At 41.2% G+C, this 22859-nt stretch carries 24 protein-coding genes and 1 riboswitch; all 24 genes read right to left on the bottom strand.

Annotated elements, in window-relative coordinates; genetic code table 11:
• Nucleotides 1-5 precede the first annotated feature (5 nt).
• On the bottom strand, nucleotides 6-563 hold the full coding sequence (locus tag CBM15_RS11670) for a histidine phosphatase family protein (protein WP_087617645.1): 558 nt from the start codon (nucleotides 561-563) through the stop codon (nucleotides 6-8).
• Nucleotides 547-1614, bottom strand: coding sequence for a pyridoxal phosphate-dependent aminotransferase (locus CBM15_RS11675; protein WP_087617646.1), 1068 nt, complete (start codon nucleotides 1612-1614; stop codon nucleotides 547-549). Before CBM15_RS11675 ends, CBM15_RS11670 begins: the two co-directional genes overlap by 17 nt.
• Nucleotides 1589-2545, bottom strand: coding sequence for an adenosylcobinamide-phosphate synthase CbiB (gene cbiB, locus CBM15_RS11680; RefSeq protein WP_087617647.1), 957 nt, complete (start codon nucleotides 2543-2545; stop codon nucleotides 1589-1591). Before cbiB ends, CBM15_RS11675 begins: the two co-directional genes overlap by 26 nt.
• Nucleotides 2546-2626: 81 nt before the next feature.
• Nucleotides 2627-3823, bottom strand: a complete 1197-nt coding sequence (locus CBM15_RS11685; protein ID WP_087617648.1) for a CbiX/SirB N-terminal domain-containing protein — start codon at nucleotides 3821-3823, stop codon at nucleotides 2627-2629.
• On the bottom strand, nucleotides 3774-4511 hold the full coding sequence (locus tag CBM15_RS11690) for a nitrite/sulfite reductase domain-containing protein (protein ID WP_087617687.1): 738 nt from the start codon (nucleotides 4509-4511) through the stop codon (nucleotides 3774-3776). The genes CBM15_RS11685 and CBM15_RS11690 overlap by 50 nt, the downstream gene beginning before the upstream one ends.
• 69 nt (nucleotides 4512-4580) lie before the next feature.
• Nucleotides 4581-5564: an ABC transporter substrate-binding protein gene (locus CBM15_RS11695; RefSeq protein ID WP_087617649.1), complete on the bottom strand. Its 984-nt coding sequence runs from the start codon at nucleotides 5562-5564 to the stop codon at nucleotides 4581-4583.
• Nucleotides 5564-6352 (bottom strand): heme ABC transporter ATP-binding protein, encoded by a 789-nt coding sequence (locus CBM15_RS11700; protein WP_087617650.1) that lies wholly within the window; start codon nucleotides 6350-6352, stop codon nucleotides 5564-5566. The genes CBM15_RS11695 and CBM15_RS11700 overlap by 1 nt, the downstream gene beginning before the upstream one ends.
• Nucleotide 6353: 1 nt before the next feature.
• Nucleotides 6354-7394, bottom strand: a complete 1041-nt coding sequence (locus CBM15_RS11705; protein WP_087617651.1) for a FecCD family ABC transporter permease — start codon at nucleotides 7392-7394, stop codon at nucleotides 6354-6356.
• Nucleotides 7387-8229: a class I SAM-dependent methyltransferase gene (locus CBM15_RS11710; RefSeq protein ID WP_087617652.1), complete on the bottom strand. Its 843-nt coding sequence runs from the start codon at nucleotides 8227-8229 to the stop codon at nucleotides 7387-7389. Before CBM15_RS11710 ends, CBM15_RS11705 begins: the two co-directional genes overlap by 8 nt.
• A gap of 5 nt (nucleotides 8230-8234) precedes the next feature.
• Nucleotides 8235-9728, bottom strand: coding sequence for a cobyric acid synthase (locus tag CBM15_RS11715; RefSeq protein ID WP_087617653.1), 1494 nt, complete (start codon nucleotides 9726-9728; stop codon nucleotides 8235-8237).
• Entirely contained in the window at nucleotides 9728-10267 is a 540-nt protein-coding gene (locus CBM15_RS11720; RefSeq protein ID WP_087617654.1) for a cob(I)yrinic acid a,c-diamide adenosyltransferase, read from the bottom strand. Before CBM15_RS11720 ends, CBM15_RS11715 begins: the two co-directional genes overlap by 1 nt.
• 11 nt (nucleotides 10268-10278) lie before the next feature.
• Entirely contained in the window at nucleotides 10279-10833 is a 555-nt protein-coding gene (locus tag CBM15_RS11725) for a nitroreductase family protein (protein ID WP_087617655.1), read from the bottom strand.
• Nucleotides 10827-11588: a uroporphyrinogen-III C-methyltransferase gene (gene cobA / locus CBM15_RS11730; RefSeq protein WP_087617656.1), complete on the bottom strand. Its 762-nt coding sequence runs from the start codon at nucleotides 11586-11588 to the stop codon at nucleotides 10827-10829. Before cobA ends, CBM15_RS11725 begins: the two co-directional genes overlap by 7 nt.
• Nucleotides 11585-12217 carry a precorrin-2 dehydrogenase/sirohydrochlorin ferrochelatase family protein gene (locus tag CBM15_RS11735; RefSeq protein ID WP_087617657.1) on the bottom strand — a complete coding sequence of 211 codons (633 nt, stop codon included), beginning with the start codon at nucleotides 12215-12217 and terminating at the stop codon, nucleotides 11585-11587. Before CBM15_RS11735 ends, cobA begins: the two co-directional genes overlap by 4 nt.
• Nucleotides 12214-13572: a cobyrinic acid a,c-diamide synthase CobB gene (locus CBM15_RS11740; RefSeq protein WP_087617658.1), complete on the bottom strand. Its 1359-nt coding sequence runs from the start codon at nucleotides 13570-13572 to the stop codon at nucleotides 12214-12216. The genes CBM15_RS11735 and CBM15_RS11740 overlap by 4 nt, the downstream gene beginning before the upstream one ends.
• Nucleotides 13569-14708, bottom strand: coding sequence for a cobalt-precorrin 5A hydrolase (locus CBM15_RS11745; protein ID WP_087617659.1), 1140 nt, complete (start codon nucleotides 14706-14708; stop codon nucleotides 13569-13571). The genes CBM15_RS11740 and CBM15_RS11745 overlap by 4 nt, the downstream gene beginning before the upstream one ends.
• Nucleotides 14701-15483 (bottom strand): precorrin-4 C(11)-methyltransferase, encoded by a 783-nt coding sequence (cobM, locus tag CBM15_RS11750; RefSeq protein ID WP_087617660.1) that lies wholly within the window; start codon nucleotides 15481-15483, stop codon nucleotides 14701-14703. Before cobM ends, CBM15_RS11745 begins: the two co-directional genes overlap by 8 nt.
• A complete protein-coding gene (cobI, locus tag CBM15_RS11755; protein ID WP_087617661.1) occupies nucleotides 15483-16187 on the bottom strand; it encodes a precorrin-2 C(20)-methyltransferase in 705 nt (234 codons plus the stop codon). The genes cobM and cobI overlap by 1 nt, the downstream gene beginning before the upstream one ends.
• A complete protein-coding gene (gene cbiE, locus CBM15_RS11760; RefSeq protein WP_193433792.1) occupies nucleotides 16184-17380 on the bottom strand; it encodes a precorrin-6y C5,15-methyltransferase (decarboxylating) subunit CbiE in 1197 nt (398 codons plus the stop codon). Before cbiE ends, cobI begins: the two co-directional genes overlap by 4 nt.
• On the bottom strand, nucleotides 17355-18491 hold the full coding sequence (locus tag CBM15_RS11765) for a cobalt-precorrin-5B (C(1))-methyltransferase (protein ID WP_087617688.1): 1137 nt from the start codon (nucleotides 18489-18491) through the stop codon (nucleotides 17355-17357). The genes cbiE and CBM15_RS11765 overlap by 26 nt, the downstream gene beginning before the upstream one ends.
• Nucleotides 18466-19140, bottom strand: coding sequence for a precorrin-8X methylmutase (locus CBM15_RS11770; protein WP_008406575.1), 675 nt, complete (start codon nucleotides 19138-19140; stop codon nucleotides 18466-18468). The genes CBM15_RS11765 and CBM15_RS11770 overlap by 26 nt, the downstream gene beginning before the upstream one ends.
• A 2-nt stretch (nucleotides 19141-19142) precedes the next feature.
• On the bottom strand, nucleotides 19143-19901 hold the full coding sequence (gene cobK, locus CBM15_RS11775) for a precorrin-6A reductase (protein WP_087617689.1): 759 nt from the start codon (nucleotides 19899-19901) through the stop codon (nucleotides 19143-19145).
• A gap of 8 nt (nucleotides 19902-19909) precedes the next feature.
• Nucleotides 19910-21571 carry a precorrin-3B C(17)-methyltransferase gene (gene cobJ, locus CBM15_RS11780; RefSeq protein WP_087617662.1) on the bottom strand — a complete coding sequence of 554 codons (1662 nt, stop codon included), beginning with the start codon at nucleotides 21569-21571 and terminating at the stop codon, nucleotides 19910-19912.
• A gap of 227 nt (nucleotides 21572-21798) precedes the next feature.
• Nucleotides 21799-21985, bottom strand: a riboswitch (cobalamin riboswitch).
• A 169-nt stretch (nucleotides 21986-22154) separates the two neighbouring features.
• Nucleotides 22155-22847, bottom strand: a complete 693-nt coding sequence (locus CBM15_RS11785; RefSeq protein ID WP_239835837.1) for a S16 family serine protease — start codon at nucleotides 22845-22847, stop codon at nucleotides 22155-22157.
• Nucleotides 22848-22859 lie beyond the last annotated feature (12 nt).

Genomic DNA, 22859 nt, shown 5'->3' on the forward strand with positions numbered 1-22859 from the left:
TCTTCCTATTTAATATTGCTTTGTAATTGTTGGATGTCCCCTTCTACTGAAAAACAAGCAGCACCATTCAGTAAATAATCCCACAACTGGTTGTATGGCTGTTTATGAATCCCTGCAAACAAACAGGCGATGGCGACACCGTGAGAAACAACAGCGATTCTCCTATACGGTAACTGTGATAAATACTCGTGAAATGCAAGCATTCGTTTTATTACCTCTTCAAAAGATTCCTGTGTCGTATTGACAAATAAATGTGGTGAATTCATATAACAGCGATATTGTTCATCCTGTTGAAGGTCCTTTATGTAGCTGCCTTGCCAATGCCCTAAGTGTATTTCACGCAAATTTTCGCTCTTATGAATAGTGCGGTTTGGAAACATGAGGTGTGCTGTTTGCACCGCCCGATTCAAGTCACTGGAAAATACGATCTGCGGGTTCCATTTCACGGACATTGCCTGCTCTATTCCTTCTGTCGTCAGATCCGAATTAAGCCATCCTTGCAGCCGCCCTTCTCTATTCCAGACTGTTTCACCATGACGGTAGTAGTTAATGATTTTTGACATAATTCGTTATCTCATCCTTGCATTTAGTCCAGATTTCTTCACTTTTGACAGCGATTCGAAACCATACGCCGTCCAGGCCGACATAGTTTTTTGTATGGCGCAATACGATTCCTCGTTTTAATAAATACTCAAAAAATTTATCCGAATTATACTGTTCCGGTAATTGAAACAATAAGAAATTCGCTGCACTGTTAGATACTTTACAACCAATTAATTTTAAGTCCTTCACCATCTGACTTCGTAATTTACTGCTCTTTTCACGAGATTCCTTCACAAAATCCTTGTCATGTAAACAGAGACAGCCGATTTCATTTGTAATCGCGCTCACATTCCAATGCGGCAAGTAATGACGGAGTTTTCCTGCCTGTTGACCGATGACATAACCGAGACGAACCCCTGCCAGTGCATACATTTTTGTCATGGATCGTACGACAAATAAATTGGAATAGCTGTTTACCAATGAAACAACGCTCTCCGATTCATCGGTCCAGTCCATAAACGCTTCATCGACAACAAAATTGCAGTAGGGATACATTTTAATCAACTGTTCAATCCATTGTTTTTTCAATAATACGCCTGTAGGATTATTCGGATTACAAATATAGCATGCATGGACATTTCTCAGCTGTTTCTCCAATATTTCTTCATTAAACCGATATGTTTCAATATCGTCAGCTAAGATAGAATGAATGACACAATCCTGCTGTTTTAATGTTCTCGCATACTCCGAAAACGAAGGCTGTAACAAAGCAATCTCCTGTCCATTGAAAAGCTGTGCCAAAGCCATTAAGCCCTCTGCCGCACCGTTTGTGACGACAACTTGATCGGCTGCTACTTGGTGAACAGCTGCCGCTTGCGAACGAAATGGTTCTGCTTGTTCATCCGGGTAGCCAGTAATTTTTTCTAACAGGTTTGGCCACTGTTGCTTTACTTGCTTCGGTACCCCCAGATGATTGACATTTTCGCTCACATCGATGACTTGATCCGGCATTTTTAAATTCATCGCTTTATATAATGCTGCAGCATTAGCCCCATGTGCAGGCAATTGCATACAATATTCCCCCTGTTATCACAACACACCATGTACAAACATACATGTGCTGGATCGCTTTTTTAATATGTATTCTTTGCATCGTTTCGTACGTTTCACCCATATAAGCACGGTAGGATTCCACCCCGCCATAACGATTAAACCCGCCTAAACGAATTCCTAACTGAACAGCAGTAGCGGCCTCTAAATATCCACTATTCGGGCTTGGATGTTTTTTAGCATCCTTTAGCCAGTTTTTATAGCGGTGTTTGAAAGGTTTTGCCGTCTCACATTTTGTAAATATAATAAGGAACCACCCGGATATTCTGCTGGGCAGATAGTTCGCAACATCATCCAATTTAGCTGCAGCAAACCCGAAATCAGCATAACGTTCATTTTTATACCCGATCATCGAATCCAGCGTATTAATCGCTTTATAGCACCATGCACCGGTTGCACCAAAACATAACGCATACATAAGCGGAGCCGTCACACCGTCACTCGTATTTTCTGAAACCGTTTCAACGACACCCCGTACAATTTCAGGTTCATCCAGATGATTCGTTTCACGGCCTACAATCCAGCTTAAATATTTTCTTGCTTCGGCTAAATCATTCGCTTCCAAGGAATCGTAAACGAGCATCGCCGCTTCTTTTAATGATTTCTGGGCAAGAGCTAAACTAATCAAAAAGATTTCGAACACAAGCCAAAGAAGAAGATGTATTTTTATTGCAAGAAAGACAATTAAGAAAACCGAGCCCGTTGTAATACTTATCGTGAGAAAAACTGTTAGTAATCCATTGATCCGTCTTCTACTGCCACTGCCATGATTCCATTTCTTTTCGAAAAAAGAAATCATGTTTCCGATATATATAACAGGATGCGTCCATTTTTTCGGATCCCCAACAATGCAATCGATGAGCACTGCGATTACACATATAATAAAATACATCGTGCCCCTCGCTCCTTTATTTACAATTGATAAGAAATGAAAATTCCAGAGCATATTCGATGCTCTGGATAAACTTTAACATTAATGATGGTGGTGATGTTCATATCCATGTTCTTCTGCATATTTGCGGAAATTCTCTAAATCGATCATCCCTGTTGATGTACCGTCTAAAGCCTGGTCCATGCGCTCGAGCAATACTTTCTTTAAATTCGGATGGTAGCCGAAATAATTTGCAAGTAAAAAATCTACATCTTCATATTGCTCTGTAAACTGCTGGACCATTTTAGCCATTCGTTCCATCAACACCCCTGTAAACAAGAAGTATGGAAGCATCACAATTTTTTTTGCTCCAAGTCTTATACAGCGTTCAATCCCTTGTTCTACTGATGGGGTCGTTACGCCCATAAATGCACTTTCTACTATAGGAACGTCTAGTTTTTCCCATAATAAACGGGTAATTTTATAGAAATCGCCATTTGCATGTGGATCACTGCCTCCGCGAGCAATAAGTAAAATAGCTGTGTCGTCATGTTTTTCATCAGGATTGAAGCCTACTTCTGTTAATCGCGACTTAAGAATTTCGAAAATTTCTTCATGAATCCCAATTGTTTGACCATATGTAAAGCGAACATCCGGAAAATGCTCTTTTGCATGTTCGATTTCGGCCGGGATGTGCATTTTTGAGTGTCCTGCGTGTAATAAGATGATGGGAATTACATGGACTTCATCCGCGCCTCTTTCAACACAAAGCTGAATCCCATCTTCTATATTCGGTGAAGCAAATTCCAGAAAACAAGTTTCAACTAGTAGTGCTGGATCAATATACGTTTTTGTCTGCTCGACAAACTGACGTACTTCCTCATTTCCAGCCTCTAATCTACTACCATGCCCAACAAATAAAACTGCTTTTTTCAATGGCCCTCTTCCTTTTTTATATTTATCGATCCCTTTAATTCGATTTTCACGTCGGATTCTTTCCCCGTGTTCCACCGAATAAATAATGGATGATTCTTCAGCGGTATCCTGTACAATGGCACGCGAGGTTTCCTCGTTTTGAACGGAATACCATGTCCCTTTCGGATAATCGATGACAACACATTTATCTTTACATCGCCCATTACAACGGGTTCGTGATGTATGAATCATTTCATCTAAACGATTTTTACGAATTTCATCCCGGATTTGCTTTGTTACTTCTTCTGCACCTGCACCCATACAAGTAGCCCCGTTACAAATTAACAGATGACGCTGCATTTGGTTTAAATTCCAAGTTGTCATAGAGTCCTCCTTCTTGTAGTTGATCAAAGTAAGTTTTATTTTTGTGCACGAACGCCGAAAACTTATCGATTGATGACGCATTGTACTTCCCTAATATATTTTTCACAAGATCGATCACTTGATCCTCCGGTACTTTTTTTAACAATAGATGCCCGGAACTGGCACGTCTCCCCATTGGAATCGCGCCTCCGTAAATATCAACTTTGCCATTATGAAAAAGGATTGCCAAGTCATCCTGGACCGCGTTATAACATGCTTTAGTACATGCATTAAAGCCGATGCGTACCCTATTTTTTAATGGCATTTGTTCAACTTGTTCTAGTAAGTCCTTTGCAAGTGGTAAACCGTCTAACAAATCCCCATCACAAAAGTCGCAACATTTAAATAAAGCACTTGGTGTTTGGGATGCCACATACAAATTCACTTCCGTTAATTTTTCCATTGCCTGCTCAACATGTGAACGATGGACAGTAACAATAAAACTATGGCCGGCAGAATATTTTACAGCCCCAGATTTTTCAAGATTCGCTAACACAATCAGCTGATCACTTGTTAAATGTTTGTTTATTAACCCTGGTCGTACAATTAATGCTACATAGTCATCCGTTGCTTTTAATTTTGCAAACGTCTTGTTCGGCATCGGCAGCTGCAACGCCTTTTCAAAATTTTTCTTAGCATATTCTTGCATATATACACCGCTCCCATTCATCAATTACGCACTTGTGTCGACTGGTGGAATCCCTTTGATTTTGAAAGATTAGAATGAATCAGGGTAAAGACCTTTTACAATAATTTCAAGCGCTTCTGCCACACGAACACCTTCTGATGCAGCCGATAATGGTAAAACAACAAAACGCTCATTTTGTACTGCCGGTGTTTGGCTCAGTGCCGGATCATTTTTCAGGAAATTAATTTTCTCTTCTGCTGTAGTAGAACCGTAATCAATGACAATAATAGCTTCCGGATTACGTTCTACAGCATCTTCTTTTGAAACTGTAGCCCAGTTTTTCTCGATATCACCAAAAATATTATTTGCTCCCGCCATTTTCACGAGAGTGTTCAAAAAGTTTTGAGTGGCTGTAAATACATCTTTATCACCACTATCAAATACTAGAACATTAATTGGTTTGTCCATTGTAGGAACTTTTTCTTTAATCTTTTCAATATCAGCGTTCATTTTTTCTATCAATGTTTCTCCGCGCTCTTCAACACGGAAGATCTTTGCGATATTACGGATATCCGTGTAAATATCCTCTAACTCCGGAGCCACTTTTACTGAGGAAGACTGCAGGTAACTACCGATTCCCAATTGTTCCATTTCTTCGCGTGACATTAAGTTTTTCTCATTAAAGGCACTTGCCCAGCCACCGTAAATGAAATCGGCTTCTGTCGAGATAACCTGTTCTTTCGAAGGATATTGTTCAGCCAGTACCGGAACCTGGTCATATGCTTCTTGTAATGGAGGATAAATCTGGTCATCCAAGTAAGCTGTACCTACCATCGAATCTTCCAAGCCGAGTGCAAGCATTACTTCTGTTACATGCTGATTAATAGAAATCGCTTTTTTGGGTGCTTCATCATATGTAATGGATACCCCATCGTTTTCGATTGTTATTGCCTGTGACGTCTCTTCTGAATCTGCTGTTACCTGTTTGATATTTTGCTCATAACCCGAACATGCCCCTAAAATTAGTGCTGATGCCAGGGCAATTGGTGCCCAAATTTTTTTTCGTAATTTCATTATTGTTCTCCTCTTGTATCCATAGCTGTATTAGTATAAAAAAATAAATGCATTTTTTCTGTGAATGGATTTCTAGAAACTCCTGCATGTATGTTAAATACTTCTTTTAACATCTCTGTTGTTAAGACACTATCAGGGGAACCCTGAATATGTAATGTTCCGTCTTTCATAACGATTAGCTCATCACAGTAGGCTGCAGCTAAATTTAAATCATGTAACGCCGCAATAATTGTAATCGGTAAATCTTTGACTAAATCCATTAAATGGAGCTGGTGTTCAATATCCAAATGGTTTGTCGGTTCATCCAATACGAGAATACTTGCCTGCTGTGCCAATGCACGTGCGAGCATTACCCGTTTTTTTTCGCCACCTGATAGATTGCTTAATGTACGATTGGCTAAATGGGCGACATTGGCTAGTTTCATGCTTCTGTCCGCGATCGACATATCTTCTGAGTTATCAGAACTGAGCCAGCCTTTATAAGGAGTGCGTCCCATCATCACCAAATCCCTTACCGTAAAATCAAATAACAAAGTGGACTCTTGACTAACGACCGCCATTTGTCTTGCCAGTTTTTTCGGGGAAATATCCCAGACTTCCTGTTCATGCAAAGTTACTTTTCCCGATGATTGTTTCAGGTGACGGTACAAAATCTTAAGCATTGTTGATTTACCACTGCCGTTTGGACCAATAATCCCTATAAATTTTCCTTCGATGATTTCCAAAGAAATGCTTTTCAAAATCTCCTTATCATCCACCGAATATTCAACTTGTTGTAGCTGTATCATCTCATTCTCCTTCCCCAAATGCATAGCGCTCGCGACGAAGCATCCAAATAAAGAACGGACTGCCGAATAATGCAGTAATAATTCCGATTGGCATCTCTTCTGGTGCAATTGCAATACGTGCACCCATATCAGCCCAAATAATAATAATGGCTCCAAGCAGCGCACTTAGCGGTAAAACTACTTTATAATTGGACCCGACAATCATTCGTACAATATGTGGGACAATGAGACCGACAAATCCGATACTCCCGCTTACAGCAACTACGACGCCGGTTAGTAAAGATACAATGATAATAATGAACAGCCTGAATCGTTCAATATGAATCCCTAAAGTCGAGGCTGTTTCTTCACCTAGTAACAGTGCGTTCAGTTGACGATAGCTTAGTAGTAATAATGGAAATACGATACAAAAAGTAACTAAAGGTATTCCGAGATTTGACCACTTTGCCCCGCCTAAACTGCCAAGCATCCAAAACATGACTGCCTGAACACCGCCCTGTTCTTTCGAAATCATCAACATAAAGTTGGTCATCGCACCTAACACCATGGAAACCGCAATCCCCGACAGCAATAATCGAATCATCGAAGTTTTCCCGTTCACACGGGCAAGCATAAATACAATCATTACGGCAAATATTGCACCAAAAAAAGCGGCAAGCGATAAAGCAAACACTCCGAAAAAGCTAAATGCACAGAATAAAATTACTGAAGTTGCCCCGACAGATGCTCCCGACGAAACACCGAGTATGTAAGGATCTGCAATGGAATTCTTTACTAGAGCCTGTATTGCGGCACCCGATATTGCCAATGATGCTCCGACTAGAAGTGCCAATAGTACACGTGGCACCCGGATTTCCCAAATAATTATTTGCTGCGCCTTAGAAGCGTTTGTTTCACTTAAAATTCCCGTTTTAAAAAGTAAAACCTCAATAATTAACTGGGGTGTGATCCCTACAGAACCTACCATGATTGCACCAATAATCGATATGACGAGCACAATGATTAAAATAGGCATCCATAGCCAAAGTTTTTTTTTATTCATAAAAGTTTACCGGCTCCCAACTAATGATCGCTGCATAAAATTTATGACGGTAAACAATCTTGCCTTCCTCCACTTTAACGAATCGGGCAAGTGCCTCTTTAACATGCTCTAAATCAAACGGATTCGATAATATTTTTTTACTTTGTGCTTCAAAGAGCGCTTCATAACTGTCATAGTAATAAACACGTTCCAATGGCAGCATTTCGCAATCTGCATAAATTCCTAATTGGTACAGCATATTTAAAATTTCAATATAGTCTCTTCTGGGATATTTAATCTGATAGTGATATTCTTTCGCTAAAACATCATAATGTGGTTGAATTGGACCTGTTGTTAAACCGATGATTGCTCTTTTCTTTGCGCAATTATTCATTTTCAGCAGTGCATCATTCATCTCATATATTCGGTAATAGCAATTGACCCCGATTACTATATCATGCTGTTCAACATCTGCTTCTTCCCACTTCGCATGGACAAAATTTACCGCATCGTCTTCCATGAAATACTGCTGCAAGTAGTTTAAAACACTTTTTGAGCCATCAACCAATGTCAGTTTTCCGACATCTTCTCTTAAGGGAAATGTATAATTCCCCCAACCTGGTCCCATTTCCAGACAGCTTGCACCCTGTGGTATGTATTGACGAATTTTTTCATAAATCGGAATGGCATGTGCATCCGTTTGTTTATAGGATTTTTTTTGCATCGATTGGGCCCAAAATGCTTCCTCCAATGCATCATTTTTCATCCGTTCCGGCATATTTCCATGCCAGTCCAGCATCCCTTCCTTCCAGAGCTGCTCAAAATCAATTGCAAGTGGCCCATGTAAAACAGCCATCAACTTCACCTCTTTTCAAACTTGGCTTCCGAAATAAACGAATAAATCTTCTCCATATCCAAATGCCCACGTACATGGCGGTCCAGCAATTCATAGGCTTGTTCGCGACGTTCAAAATCGGATAACACTTCTCCTGTAATTGGCTCCATTCCTTTTTGCACACGGATTGTATTAAAATAATCGCGTGTAAATAGGCGATTTTGGAAAATCCCATGAACATATGTACCAAATACTTGGTCAGTATAGACACCGTCTGTCCGGCCGTCATAAAATTGGATGAACGGCTTCAACGGTTTAGTCGCAACACTGCGGCCTAAATGAATTTCATAGCCTTCAATCTCATGACCTGTGCAGCTTCTTCCCGAAACTTGAACCGTTTGCTTACTATTGATAAATGTTGTTTCGATCGGCAGCAGACCTAATGTCAAATACGTTCCGCCAGCGCTTTCGACCGCCTGTTCGTCACGGATAATCTCACCAAGCATCTGATAACCTCCACAAATACCGATAATGCGGACATTTTGATTTGCTAACTGTAAAATACCTTGCATCAGCCCGGTTTGCTGAAGCCATAAAAAATCTTCCACCGTGTTTTTAGTACCTGGTAAAATTACGACATCCGGATTTTTTAAATCACTAAGCGTTGAGACAAAGCGCACGCCTACACCCGGTTCTTCAAACAATGGATCCAAATCAGTAAAATTAGATATACGCGGTAAACGGATAACGGCAACATCAACCGCAAATTCATGCTGCTGTGGCTTCTTTAAGCGCAGGCTGGATAGGGCCATCGAATCTTCTGCCTCAATTTGAACATCAAAATACGGAATGACACCAAGTACAGGAATACCTGTATATTCCTCCAGCCAATCGATTCCACTTGTCAGCAGTTCTTTCATGCCGCGAAACTTATTAATAATAATTCCTTTTACACGTGCTTTTTCCGCATCATCCAATAACATTAACGTTCCGACAAGTGATGCAAAAACACCGCCCCGTTCAATGTCCGCCACTAAAATCACTGACGCGTCCGTCTCATGTGCCATTCGCATATTGGCAATATCACGGCTTTTCAAGTTAATTTCTGCAGGACTTCCCGCACCTTCCAGAATAAGAACATCATAGTCCTCAGATAAGCGTGCCAGTGAAGTACGGACTTCAGGCATGACATCTTCTACAAATTGTTCACGATAACTGACCGCATCCATGTTTGCAAAATGTTTACCGTGCAAAATCACTTCTGATACCATATCCCCTTTAGGCTTTAGTAAAATCGGGTTCATATCTGTCGTTGCATCAATTTTTGCCGCTTCTGCCTGGACCCCTTGAGCACGCCCAATTTCTCCGCCATCTTTTGTAATATACGAATTCAGAGCCATATTTTGTGATTTAAACGGAGCAACCCGGTAACCGTCATTAACTAAGATGCGACATAATGCTGTACATAGTACACTTTTTCCCACATCGGATGCTGTGCCCTGAATCATGATTGCCTGCACTAAAACTCCAGCCCCTTCATAGCTGAGACATCCTGTTCGCTGTAATAATGTTTCGTTGCATCAACGGTTGAAACCAGATCAGCCATCGCAATAAGATCCGGATGTGCCGAACGTCCTGTAACGACTAAATGCATTGTGGCCGGTCGACTCCGAATTGCTTCAAGTACTTCCTCTAAAGGCAAAACATCATCGATTGGGAATTTTGAAATTGCCAATGCATTATTTAATTCATCCAAAACTAGTAAATCCGTCGTTTCATCCTGCAATTCCTTTTTTACAATTTGCCAAGCCTTTCTTAACGCTTCCCTATGTTCTTCCGGTGTTTTTGTCCACGTAAAACCAATGCCAAGCTGAACGGTTTCAACACCTAATTTCCGAAGTGCAATTTGTTCTCCATATGTACGTTCCGGTGATTTAATAAACTGAAAATACTTCACCGTCATCCCACGGCCAATTGCACGTAAGGTTACACCTAATGAAGCGGTTGTTTTGCCTTTTCCTTCACCCGTATATACGAGCAGCATTCCTTTTCTCGCCATAAAATTGCCCCCTAAAGCCAAGTTGTTTTTTCTGAAAACGATGTACTTTTTTTCTCAGTTGTAACCGGTTCCTCCGGATAGCCAATACATAACGTACCTACGAGGTGTTCAGAATCCGTCGCCCCGATAAATTCATGCAAAGCTGTTTCATGTACAAGACCGACTCCGCGTGTCCGCCACACCATGCCTAAACCAAGCGCTTCAGCCATCAGCCACATCGACATGATCGCGCTGCTGACAGCGAACTTATTGTCCAGTGTCGCCCCTTCATCTCCTTCCACTACGGCAGATGTTACGACAATGATGAGCGGTGTTTTTGTAACTGCCTGCATGGAGCTTTCTACTAAGTTTGGTTTTGTCGGGAAGCGCTGCTGTAAATAATCGAAAGCTACTTGTTCAAAACGCTTTAAACTATCGCCTTGCAGCACATAAAATTGCCAAGGCTCGCGCATCCGGTCATTCGGTGCATAAGTTGCTGCCTCCAATAATTGTTCAATTTTTTCCTGTTCTACTTCCTTAGGTAAAAATTGACGAACCGCCCGTCGTTTTTTTAATGCTTCTAACATGTTGTCTCAATCCTTTCATTGAACCAGGCAATTTCTTCACGAATTCCTACAACATCCCCAACTAGAATCATCGAAGGGTTGACCATTTTCTGCTGCTGAATTTGTTCGGAAATCGTCTCTAATTGACCTGTAATCGTACGCTGATTGCTTGTTGTTCCCCATTCAATTACTGCAACCGGGGTTGTCGGTTTCTTTCCGTGTCTGATTAGGCTTTTCGTAATATGATCGATATTGCCGATGCTCATATAAAACGCAATCGTATCGATTTGTGCGAGACTAGCCCAGCTTAAAAAATCCTGCCCCTTTTCTTCACGGCCATGCCCTGTTACAATCGCAAAGCTTGTTGCATAATCGCGATGTGTAACGGGTATGCCTGCATATGCCGGTGCCGCTATTCCTGCTGTGATTCCTGGGACAATTTCAAATTCAATATTTTCATTGCGAAGAATTGCTGCTTCTTCTGCGCCTCGTCCAAAGACGAATGGGTCGCCGCCTTTTAGACGGACAACCTGCATGTTCTGCTGTGCTTTTTCAACGAGCACACGATGAATTTCGTCTTGTATCAGGCCATGCTTTCCCGGTTCTTTGCCACAATAAATTAATTCGCAATGGGCTTTTGCGTGTTTTAAAATTTCGGGGTTTACTAATCTGTCATATAAAATGACATCAGCTATCTGAATGCACTCTAAAGCACGTATTGTCAGTAATTTCGGATCACCCGGTCCAGCACCAACTATATAAACAAATCCGCTCAATTGATTTCTCCCGCTTCAATCTGACGTAGAAACTGCGCACATTTTTCCTTATTCTTTTGCTGAATCCATACTAATATTTCAGGTTCAAGCAATTGAGCAAGCGCTGCTTTTTTTGCATCGCCTTCATAATTTTTCAAAATAAGCAGACGGGCTTCCTTTAAAAATGCAACATATTCTGCATAACTTTCATCGTATTGTTCCTCTAAGTCCGCTTTTACTTTTCTAGTAAGCGCCGGACTTGCGCCAGTTGTCGACACCGTTACAACAAAATCTCCACGACGGACAACAGCAGGGTTCATAAAATCCATACGACCTAAAGCATCTGCACGATTTAATAATTGCCAATGCTGTGTTGCTTCTTCCACTGCATCATTTACCGCTTCGTCATTCGTTGCCGCAAAAATGAGGGCTGCACCGTCTAAATCAGCCGGTTCAAAAAGTTTTTGTTTCCAGACTGCTTTTCCTTCATCTAAATATGTTTTTAACTTATCCGTTACTGTCGGACTTACAACGGTAATCTCGGCATTCGTAGGTAATAATGCTTCCACTTTTTGATTGGCTACATGGCCTCCACCGACGATCACCACTTTTTTAAACTCAATATTGACCATTAACGGAAAATAATTCATACTCTTACCTCCAAACAAGCTGCAAGCCAATTTTTCACGATTTGTGGATTGGATGCGAAATGAAAATGTGTATATCCAGCAACTAGATTCCCATGTGAGTACCCTTCCTTTTTCGCTCCAAAGCGGCCTTTTGTAAAATAAGCAGGTGTTTCGTGATTTCCTTCGTAAACGGAATAATGGAACTCGTGACCTTTAGCAAGCTCCTGTTCACCGATTAAAAAGTTGCCCTCCACACCGGTAATTTCTCTGTAGCCTAATGCGGCCAGTTTTTCTTGCATCCGAACGCTTCCCGGAATGACACCAAGCATTTTATAGCCATTTCCCTCACGGTTGAAAATTTCTTCTGTTAAATACATGAAGCCGCCACATTCCGCAAGTGTCGGGATTCCCTTTTCAATCGCTTGTTTTATCGAAGTTTTTGCCTGTTCATTCTGTGCAAGTTTCTCAGCAAATTCTTCAGGGAACCCTCCGCCAATATACAAACCTTGTGCCTGTTCAGGAACCGGTTCATTTTCAAGTGGCGAGAAGAAATGGAGTTTTGCACCGTTTGCTTTCAGTAATTCAAAATTTTCTTCATAATAAAAGTTAAATGCTGCATCTTTTGCTACAGCCAAATGAATTTCTTGCGTATTTCCTTGTATTTCGAAAATCTTTGAAGTTTGCTCCAATTCGGTCGCTTTTGTGACTTGTAACAATAAATCCAAATCAACAGTTGCTTCAATAGCAGCTGCAAGCTCATCGAAATACGGATCGAGCTCTCCTCGTTCAATAGCCGGTACTAAACCTAAATGACGGCTCGGCAACGCTGGTACCGCACCTTTTTGCAGGTAGCCGAGAACGGGGATGTTACATTCATGTTCGATCGCTGTTTTAATAATTTCAAAGTGACCTTTACTCCCAAGCTGATTGGCAATAACCCCCACAATATTGGCGTTCTTGTCCAACTGCTGGAATCCTTTTACTATAGCAGCGACGCTTCGGGCCATACTTGCTGCGTTAACAATTAAAATTACCGGACTGTCTGTAATTTCACTAATATGTGCCGCTGATCCTTCATTCGATAATGGTGACTTCCCGTCATAAAATCCCATGACACCTTCAATAATAGACACATCTGAATCAATGCTGTTTCTCGCAACAATTGTGCGTACGACATCTTCCGTCATCATGAAACTGTCAATATTGCGTGAAGACCGTCTCGTTACCGCTGTATGATACGTCGGATCGATATAATCCGGACCGCATTTAAATCCTTGAACCGTAAGACCGCGCCTCATCAGTGCACGCATAATTCCAATTGTAAATGTTGTTTTTCCTACGCCACTGCCTGTTCCGGCTAATACGAAACGATTCATTCGATTTCCTCCTCATCAAATGTAATCCGGGCAATAGAAATGGTTGCATTGCCGCTTTTCTTTTTTTCCAACAGCCAGTCTGTCGCATTGGCACACCGTAATGCAGCAGGTTCACTGACACCGTATGCCCCTGTAAATTTAAAAACAGTTTCCGATGGATTTTGCAGCGGCAATTCATTTAACTCTGCCGGTGTATACGTTATAAACTGCCAGTTGTTTCTAGCCGTTACTTGCAGGAAACCTTGTTCATCTTTTTTTAAATCGATTGTCGCGATCGCTTTGACGCTTTTTTTGCTCAGCTTTAGTTCTGCAAGCGTTTCATCAATTAGTTGTTCAATTTCTTCTGCAGATGTTCCGCGATTACAGCCCATTCCTAAAACAATTGATTTTGGTCGATAGATTACACCGTTTTCGAGTAATACTTCTTCCTCTTTTTCGATTATGCGATCTGTAATGAGCAATGTCGCCTGTGGTTTTGCAGCAATGGCTTCCTGTGTCGAGCTGTAAATCTTCAATGTTTCAGGCATCGGTGTTTCATGCATCCACCATGTTTTTTCACCTGTTTCCTGTACGATTGCAACTTGCTCTTCATTGACAACAGATGCACTGACAGGCGTCAGTTTTTCTTCACTGTCCCAAACCCAGCCATACCGCGCGCCAAATAAATCAACGGCGATTGTTTTTTGGACATCCGATGCTGTAGTTACAATCGGAGTCGCATCGATTGCTTGTGCAAACTCATTTGTCAGGGCATTCGCACCACCAATATGTCCGGAAAGAACACTCACGACATATTGTCCTTTATCGTCAACAACAAGAACACCCGGATCTTTCTTTTTATCTACTAAAATCGGGGCAATCATCCGAACGACTGCACCAAGGGAAATAATCAATATCATCGACTTATATGCTTTAAATAATGCAGGCAGTAACAGGCGCACCGTCCCGTCAAATAATTGAATATTTTTTTCAGCCTCATCGCCCTGCTCAAATTTCTTCATATAATATACATCGACATACGGAAACTTCTCCGCATACTTTCGCGCATTCGCCACACCGTGCTTTGTAATGGCTACAAGTGCATAAAGTTTTGTCACACGAACTTCCGGTATTTCCCCTTCACGTAAATTAATCATCTACTTTCACACCTTTACGAAAACCATGTGTAAATGTAGCATCATACAATTTTGAACGGTAATCTTTTTCATGAATGTTCGGATCAAGTGCCCAGCCGGCTAAAATCATCGCATGTTTGCGAATGCCATTTGTCCGCATCGCTTCATCCAGTTCAGCAATTGTCGTGCGAACGATCTTTTGATCTGGCCATGAAGCCCGCTGAATAACGGCAACCGGTGTGTTATCCGACCAGCCTGCAGCCTGCAGCTCTTTTGTAATCTTTTTCGTTAATGTGGCACTTAAAAACATTGCAATTGTGCAATGATGGCTTGCCAATGCTTGCAGTTTTTCACGCTCAGGTACCGGTGTACGTCCTTCTGCTCGTGTTAAGATCAACGTTTGCGTTAAATCAGGAACCGTTAGTTCTGCTCCTACGGCTGCAGCGGCAGCAAATACGGAACTCACACCTGGAACAACGTCATAGCCAATATTATGATTTTTTAACAATGCCACTTGTTCCATTGTTGCCCCGTACATTGCCGGATCACCCGTATGTAAACGCACAACCATTTTTCCCGCATTGACACGTTCAACGATGCAATCAACCATCTCTTGTAAATGCATACCTGCTGTACGGATTACTTCTGCATCCTCACGGGCTTCGGCAACTAGAGTTTCACTAACTAACGAATCTGTATACATGACAACATCCGCCTGTTGAAGTAGCTTAAGACCTTTCACAGTAATTAAATCCGGGTCGCCGGGGCCAGCACCTATAATCCAAATTTTCTTCATTATTTTCGCACCACCATACATGATAAATAATTGAGCTCAGCTCCACGCAATTCATTCGTTTTCCAAATAATTTCTTCATCTGAAGTTACTTTTGTCACAACATACGTTTTTTCTAGTAAGTTCATTTCTTCAAGCAAATCCAGCATGTCATCCAATACTTTCGCTACTTTAATGAACACAATCCCGTCATGGGTCTCAATAACATGACGCATCTCTGCCATATCCGAAGTTGCCGGAATCATTGCTACATGATCATCGCCGTCTGCCAATGGGATTCCTAAACGATTGGCAGTTCCATTAAATGAAGATATCCCTGCAATCGATTTCATTGGAACGTCGGGATGCATTTCCTTCATTAATTTCATCAAGTGTATATATGTACTAAAAAGCATCGGGTCGCCTTCCGTCACAAAAGCGACATCTCGGCCTTCTTTCAAATGTGCATAGATTTTCTCTGCGGATTTTGACCATGCTTCCTGCAATGTCTCCTCGTCCTTCGTCATCGGAAATACAAGCCCCAGCATTTCTTTTTCCGCCGGATTAACGTACACATCAATTATTCGTTGGGCATACGATTTACTGCCGCGCAATTTTTGTGGATACGCAATGACCGGGCATTCTTTCAGCATTCTAAATGCTTTTACTGTAATAAGTTCCGGATCACCTGGTCCAACACCTAATCCGATTAATGTACCGATTGTCATAATTCCATCCCTTTCTGTGCTGTCACAATAAAAATTGGATTTAACGGTTCAAAGCGCGTTAAATTTAAAATTGGCTTACTCTTTGAGATTTGTGCCTGCAGTACAGAAACATCACAATTGAACTTTTTAAAATGCCCCATAGCTTCTGCTAAGTTCTCAATTGTTGCGATGTTCATAACAATGCGGCCATTTGGCTTTAATCGATTCACACATAGTTGCAGCAACTGCTCCATATTACCGCCGTTGCCGCCAATGAAAATGGCGTCCGGATCAGGAAATTCTTCTAACCTTTCTGGAGCTTTTCCTAAAACAGCTGTAAAATCTGTACGATGAATATGCTGATTTTGAAGGCAGTTTTCCAAATCTGCTTCATTTTTTTCAATCGCATAAACTTGACCTTCACGGGCTATTTTCGACATTTCGATGGCAACTGATCCCGTACATGTCCCAATGTCCCATGCGATACTTGATTCTTTTAATTGCAGCGCTTGTAAACAAAGCACTCGGATTTCCTTTTTTGTAATGAGCCCTTTATCCGGTTTCCGCTGGATAAACTTGTCATCATCAATACCGATTGACGAACGCTCGACCACTTCACGCTGTTTTAAAATGACAACATTTAGTGGTGAAAATTCAGCGTTTTCCATTTCATCTAGCGAAAGATGGCGGCATCGTTCTGCGTTACCTTCCAAGTTTTCTGCAACAAATGAATCATATTCTGTCATACCGAATGCCTTTAAATAGCTTGCCAATGCTTTCGGTGAATTCACTTCATCTGTCAGGATGGCTACTTTTTTTCGGCCATCGATTTTTTGGGCAAGCCCTTTCATCGACCGGCCATGAACACTCGTTAAATAGGCCTCATGCCAGCTTTCCTGCATTCTTGTAAATGCTAATTGAACAGAACTAGCATAAGGGTAAATTTCTAACGGGAGCTTCTTCGCCAAAACACCTCCTAACCCGTAAAATAGCGGGTCACCCGATACTAAAATGACGACGTTTCTTTTTTCTTCCTGCAGCTTTTCCACTAATTGTGATAATCCACCTTTTATAATGATCTTTTCACCAGTGTAATCCGGGAAAAAGTCTAGATGACGCTCACCACCAACTAAAACTTCACTTGATTCAATCCAAGCGATATATTGAGGGAGTAAACTTGCTGGTCCGTTATCCCCGATACCAATCATTTTCATCCAATTGTTCAATATTCTCAGCCTTTCCTAGCATGTCCCCGTTCATTGCATACAACGTTGTGGAGACACGTAATTTCGCTTTCGTATGATCTAGTGCATAGTAACAGCAGTTTTTACAAAGCGCTTTAAAAAACTGGTCATTCCCCACCATGATTTCCCCTACTTGCGATGCCGTATTTGCATGCAAAATTTGCTCGGTTATTTCTGTATCAGCTCCGGCCTTTTTCGCGATTTCAGCCAAAAATGGGAAACTGATCGGCGCACTTTTTGAATGCACCATCATGACACCCTGTGCTACTTTAGAAAATTTCCCCATCATTCCGACAAGCGACACTTGGAGAATCTCTTTACGGGCGATATGCTTTAACGTAAAACCGACGAAATCCCCCATCTCTATAAATGCTTCTTCCGGTAAATGCGGATATTGCTTCATCGCATATTTTTCACTGCGTCCGCCGGTTGTAATGACAAGATGGTCACAGCCTGCTTCTTTTGCAACACTAATCGCCTGCACGATACTCGCCATATAGGCCGAACTTGAAAAGGGTACGACCGTTCCGCGAGTACCTAATATGGAAATGCCGCCCAATATTCCAAGCCTTGCATTTAATGTCTTCTTCGCGATTTCCTCACCGTCCGGAACGGAAATGATCACTTCGATTCCTTTGTCAATTTGGAAAAGTTGAATCGCCTCTTCCACGACACCATGAAGCATTTTTCTCGGAACAGGGTTAATTGCCGCTTCTCCGACAGGCACGGGCAGTCCTGCTTTTGTTACACGACCAACACCGATTCCACCATCTAAGTGAACACCGCTTTTCTCTATAAAACGAACCGTACTTTGAATACGTGCTTTATGTGTTGCATCCGGATCATCCCCTGCATCCTTAATCGTTTCACACATCACTTCATTTTCCTTTACTGCAAAAGATACCACCGTAAATGTGGCATCCTTTCCTACAGGTAAATGAATCGTTACATGTTCAGGAACTTCTCCGGTCACAAGTGCGTACAAGGCAGCTTTTGTCATCGCAGTTGCACAAGCTCCTGTTGTGTAGCCGTGACGCATTTCCGACGGATCTTTTTTATTTCGCTTCTTTTGCTCGTTCATCTGCCATGATTGAGATGGCATTTAGTGCTGCGACGGTTACAGTACTGCCACCTTTTCTTCCTACATTCGTAATAAACGGAATTCCTTCTAAAATCGCTAATTCCGCTTTCGATTCTGCTGCCGAAACGAACCCAACAGGCATACCAATAATTAAATCCGGCTTTGCAAGGCCTTCTTTAATCAGACGAATTAATTCAAGTAGAGCTGTTGGGGCATTCCCAATTGCATAAATACCGCCTTCTTGTAGTTGAGTCGCCTTTTGCATCGAAATAATGGCACGGGTTGTTCCAAGTTTTTTTGCTTCGATTGAAACGTCTTCATCTGCGATATAACAATGTAAATCCCCGCCATGTTTTTGGAATCGTTTGCGCCCTGAACCACTTTCAATCATCTGAACATCAGCTACAACATGACGTCCTGCTAAAATTGACTGAATGCCCGCTTCAATCGCATCATCCGTAAAAATCATGCTGCGTCCCAATTCGAAGTCTGCCGAAGCATGGATAACCCGGCGAACGACAAGCCATTGTTCATCTGTAAAAGAATGTTCACCCATTTCTTCTTTAATGATCGCAAAACTGTAATCATAAATTTTGTCCGGGTCTACTGTTAGTGGTACGAAATCTGTATTAAAATTCATATTTGCCATTGTTATTTGCCTCCTAATTTTTCAAACACTTTCTCAAATGAAGTGCATATATTTTTATATTGTATTTTTGGTCTTTTAATTAAGATGACGGGAATACCAATTTCAAGAGCAGCATCCATCTTTTCGTCTACTGAACCGACTTTCCCGCTTTCCTTTGTAATAATAAGTGTTGTGCTGAATTGTTCGTAAAGCGCTTTATTCAGTTCTTTTGAAAACGGGCCTTGGATTGCGATAATATCGCGCTGCTTCACACCAAGGTCATCGCATTTATCCATATTCTCTTTATTTGGCAGCATCCGGCAGACAAGACGAATATTTTCGTTATGTAATAATTGTTCCGTAAAAACAGCGAGCGTTTTACTGCCTGTCGTCAACATAATTGTTCCTGAATGTGCGGATGCAGCGATTGCCGCTTCTATATATGTTTCCACTTCCGTAACGAGCGGATGTACATAACTTTGCTGCGGACGTTCATATCGAATATAGGGAATACCCGTTAAATTTGCAGCGGCCATCGCTGTTTTGGAAGCCTCTTCTGCATACGGATGACTTGCATCTACCACCGTTGTTACCCGCCGTTCTTCAATTAGTTCCATCATTTGCTGAGCTGTTAAACGACCGACATGGTACGGAACATTCGCTTCCTGTAGACTCGCTGCAGCAGATTCCGTAACGACAGTCGCCACCAATTCATGTCCTGCTTGCATTAATTGAACCGCCAGCTCTCTTGCATCACTTGTTCCAGCTAAAAATAAAATCATCTTTTCACCTAATCTCCACAAGGGGCCTCTTCCACTTTAATTTTGCATGACATATCAACATAATTGAAATTCAGGATTTTTTTTACACGTTTAAAATATTTGAAGAAACGTTCATTCGGATGTGCATTTTCTTTATAGTCCGCAACGATATCTGTTAGTAAAGGAATCAATTTTTCGGGATCGATCCCTTCAAGGACAGGTTGTGCTGCATGTGCTGTTCGTCCAACTGGTTTGGAACCGATAAACAAATCAAACTTTTTCTTGCGGTAAACAATACCGATATCATCAAAAACCGCACGATAACATGCCATTCCGCAACCGTTAAAACCGACATGCAGCTCTTTCGGCATTTTAATGCCACCGAGCGTTTCCATAATCTGTTCCGCATATGGAATGGATTCCGCTTTTTCGCCGTAACAGAAATCACACGCCTTGACGATCACTACGTCACCGACAGGTTGAACGAGTAATCCTGTTTGTTCCACTTTCTTGACAAGTTTTTCAGGTGAATCCGTCGGTACCTTCAGTACAAGACGGTGATCAGGGGTATACTCCATCGTACCGTGTTCTCCGACTACTTCTGCCAAAGTAATCATTTGGGCTGGTGTAATCATTTTATTGGCAACACCCGGTGATACAGCAAACTCAAAGATGGATTCAACTTGTTGCTGTACTAAAAACGGATTTTCTTCAACTTTTACAGCTGACGTTTCTTTATGTACGAGCGCTAATGCTTCATTTGCAAGCTGTAATGTGCTTATGTTATTAACTGTTGGTATAGCTATTTTTTTCTCGATAGCTACGATTTTTTCGTAGCCTGTCTCCGCTTCACCCGTTTCCTGGTCCAATGCCCATGGTTCCGCTTCTTTTTTCAATCGTTGATGCGGTTTTAATAGTTGTTTTTCTTGCCCTAAAGTATATTTTCGCTGATAACCACGCGGTGTAATGATTTTATTATCGTAGTAAAATGTTGAGGAATTCCCCACGACGACCGTTGTCAGCATTCCGATATCATGTTCCAGCATCTCCTCTAATGTTGTTAACACAATGTCCTGCGTATCCCGATAGGCAGCTTTTACTAATCCGACAGGTGTATCAGGTGAACGATACTTAAGCAATATTCGTTGCGCTTCAACAATTTGTCTTGTCCGTCTGCCGGATTTAGGATTGTAAAACGCAACGACAAAGTCTGCCATTGCAGCTGCCTCAATCCGTTTTTCGATGACCGTCCAAGGTGTTAAATGGTCACTTAAACTAATTGTGCACGAATCATGCATAACCGGGGCGCCAAGTAAACTTGCACAGGAGTTAATCGCTGATATACCCGGAACAACTTCTACTTCAATCCCTTCTTTTGCAGTCCAGCCCTTTTCGATTAATACTTCATATACGAGGCCCGCCATTCCGTAAACACCAGCATCACCACTGGAAATAACAGCAACTATATGGCCGGCTTCAGCCTGTTTTACAGCTTCCTGTGCGCGTGAAACTTCTTCAGTCATGCCAGTACTGACAATGGTTTTCGCCGTCACTAAGTGCTCAATCAGTTCAACATACGTTTTGTAGCCCATAATGTGATCACTTTGCTGCAGTGCATCGACTGCACGTTTTGTTATATGTTCCCGATCTCCAGGTCCGAACCCTACAACAAAGATCTTTCCTTTTTGCATGTAAATACCCTCCCTATAGAAAAATACATTTCGCACCAAATAGGACATGATGATAATTTTTCTTATGTGGATTTCATTAAAAACTAGTATTGCTTATCCACTAAGAAATAAAAAAAGCCCGCACCTCTCGTTAGAAAGAGGTACGGGCATGTGAAATTAATACTAAAAAAGTATAGAAAAACACAAAAACAATTACTTGTTTCGCCTATACTTCTCCCTCCGAAAAGTAAGTATCGTTTAAATAAGCAGGTTTCCTGGCTTAAGCTTCCTTTTACTTTCACATCTTCCCATCTTTACGACAGTGATTCATTGTGATTTCATCAGCTATTACAGTAGCGGGGGCTGCATTAGTCTTTCACTAATTTCCCTTTTACCTTACAAAATTCTGTAAGCACTTATTTAAATTGCAAATTATTAAATTATTATAAAAATAACATAGTCTACTAAAAAATGATAGGGTAATTATTATCTTCATAAGCTTTTGAGCATAAATGAAGCGTTTATTAATCGTGTATTAGGTGTTTTGTACATAAATTTAGTATCCAACTAATCAAAGGTTGTTTAATTTCAATTATTCACTTTATTATTTTCCTGTCACGGGTTCATTTAGCTTTTTTACATAGGCTACGGCATCATTTATAGATGTGACAGCAATAATGTTGATATTAAGTTGCTCATTTATTTTTACTTCCTTCGCCTCTTCTTCATTTTCCATAGGTATAAGAATATGTGAAAAGCCGCTTTGTTCAGCAATTAAGGTTTTCGCCTTTATCGAACCAATTTCCTTCACGTTTCCTTTGCTATCAATCGCACCCGTTACCGCCATCGGTATGTTATTGTGGAATTCACCGTTTTCGATAAGACCGCTTAACACAGTGGCAAGTCCTGCACTGTCACCTTCTATATCGTCTCTCTTTAAAAATTGATCGATAGCTGTTGATTTCTCAGGCAAGTGGGCAATGACATTTTCCTTCATCGTTTCAAAATGATTCACTGTAGGACGTATATATCCGAGCAACTCTTCATTTTTTGAACGGTACCTGATTTTATTCGTGACCACTTCGGCATCTAAAACTTCTTTATCACTTGAATATTCTATAGTTTTTATTAGATAATCCAAATCTGTAATATATGGTGCTTCAAACATTTCCACTGCAAGTACATGGATACCTGAATTTTCTACAATTTCAAAAGGCTCATTATAGGAGATCAGAAAATAAGTATATTTTTCATAATTGATCAGTCGACTTTCAAACACAATTAACAGTGCTAGCACAAAAAAAATCCC

It is taken from the genome of Solibacillus kalamii (assembly GCF_002174535.1).
Taxonomy (GTDB): Bacteria; Bacillota; Bacilli; order Bacillales_A; family Planococcaceae; genus Solibacillus; species Solibacillus silvestris.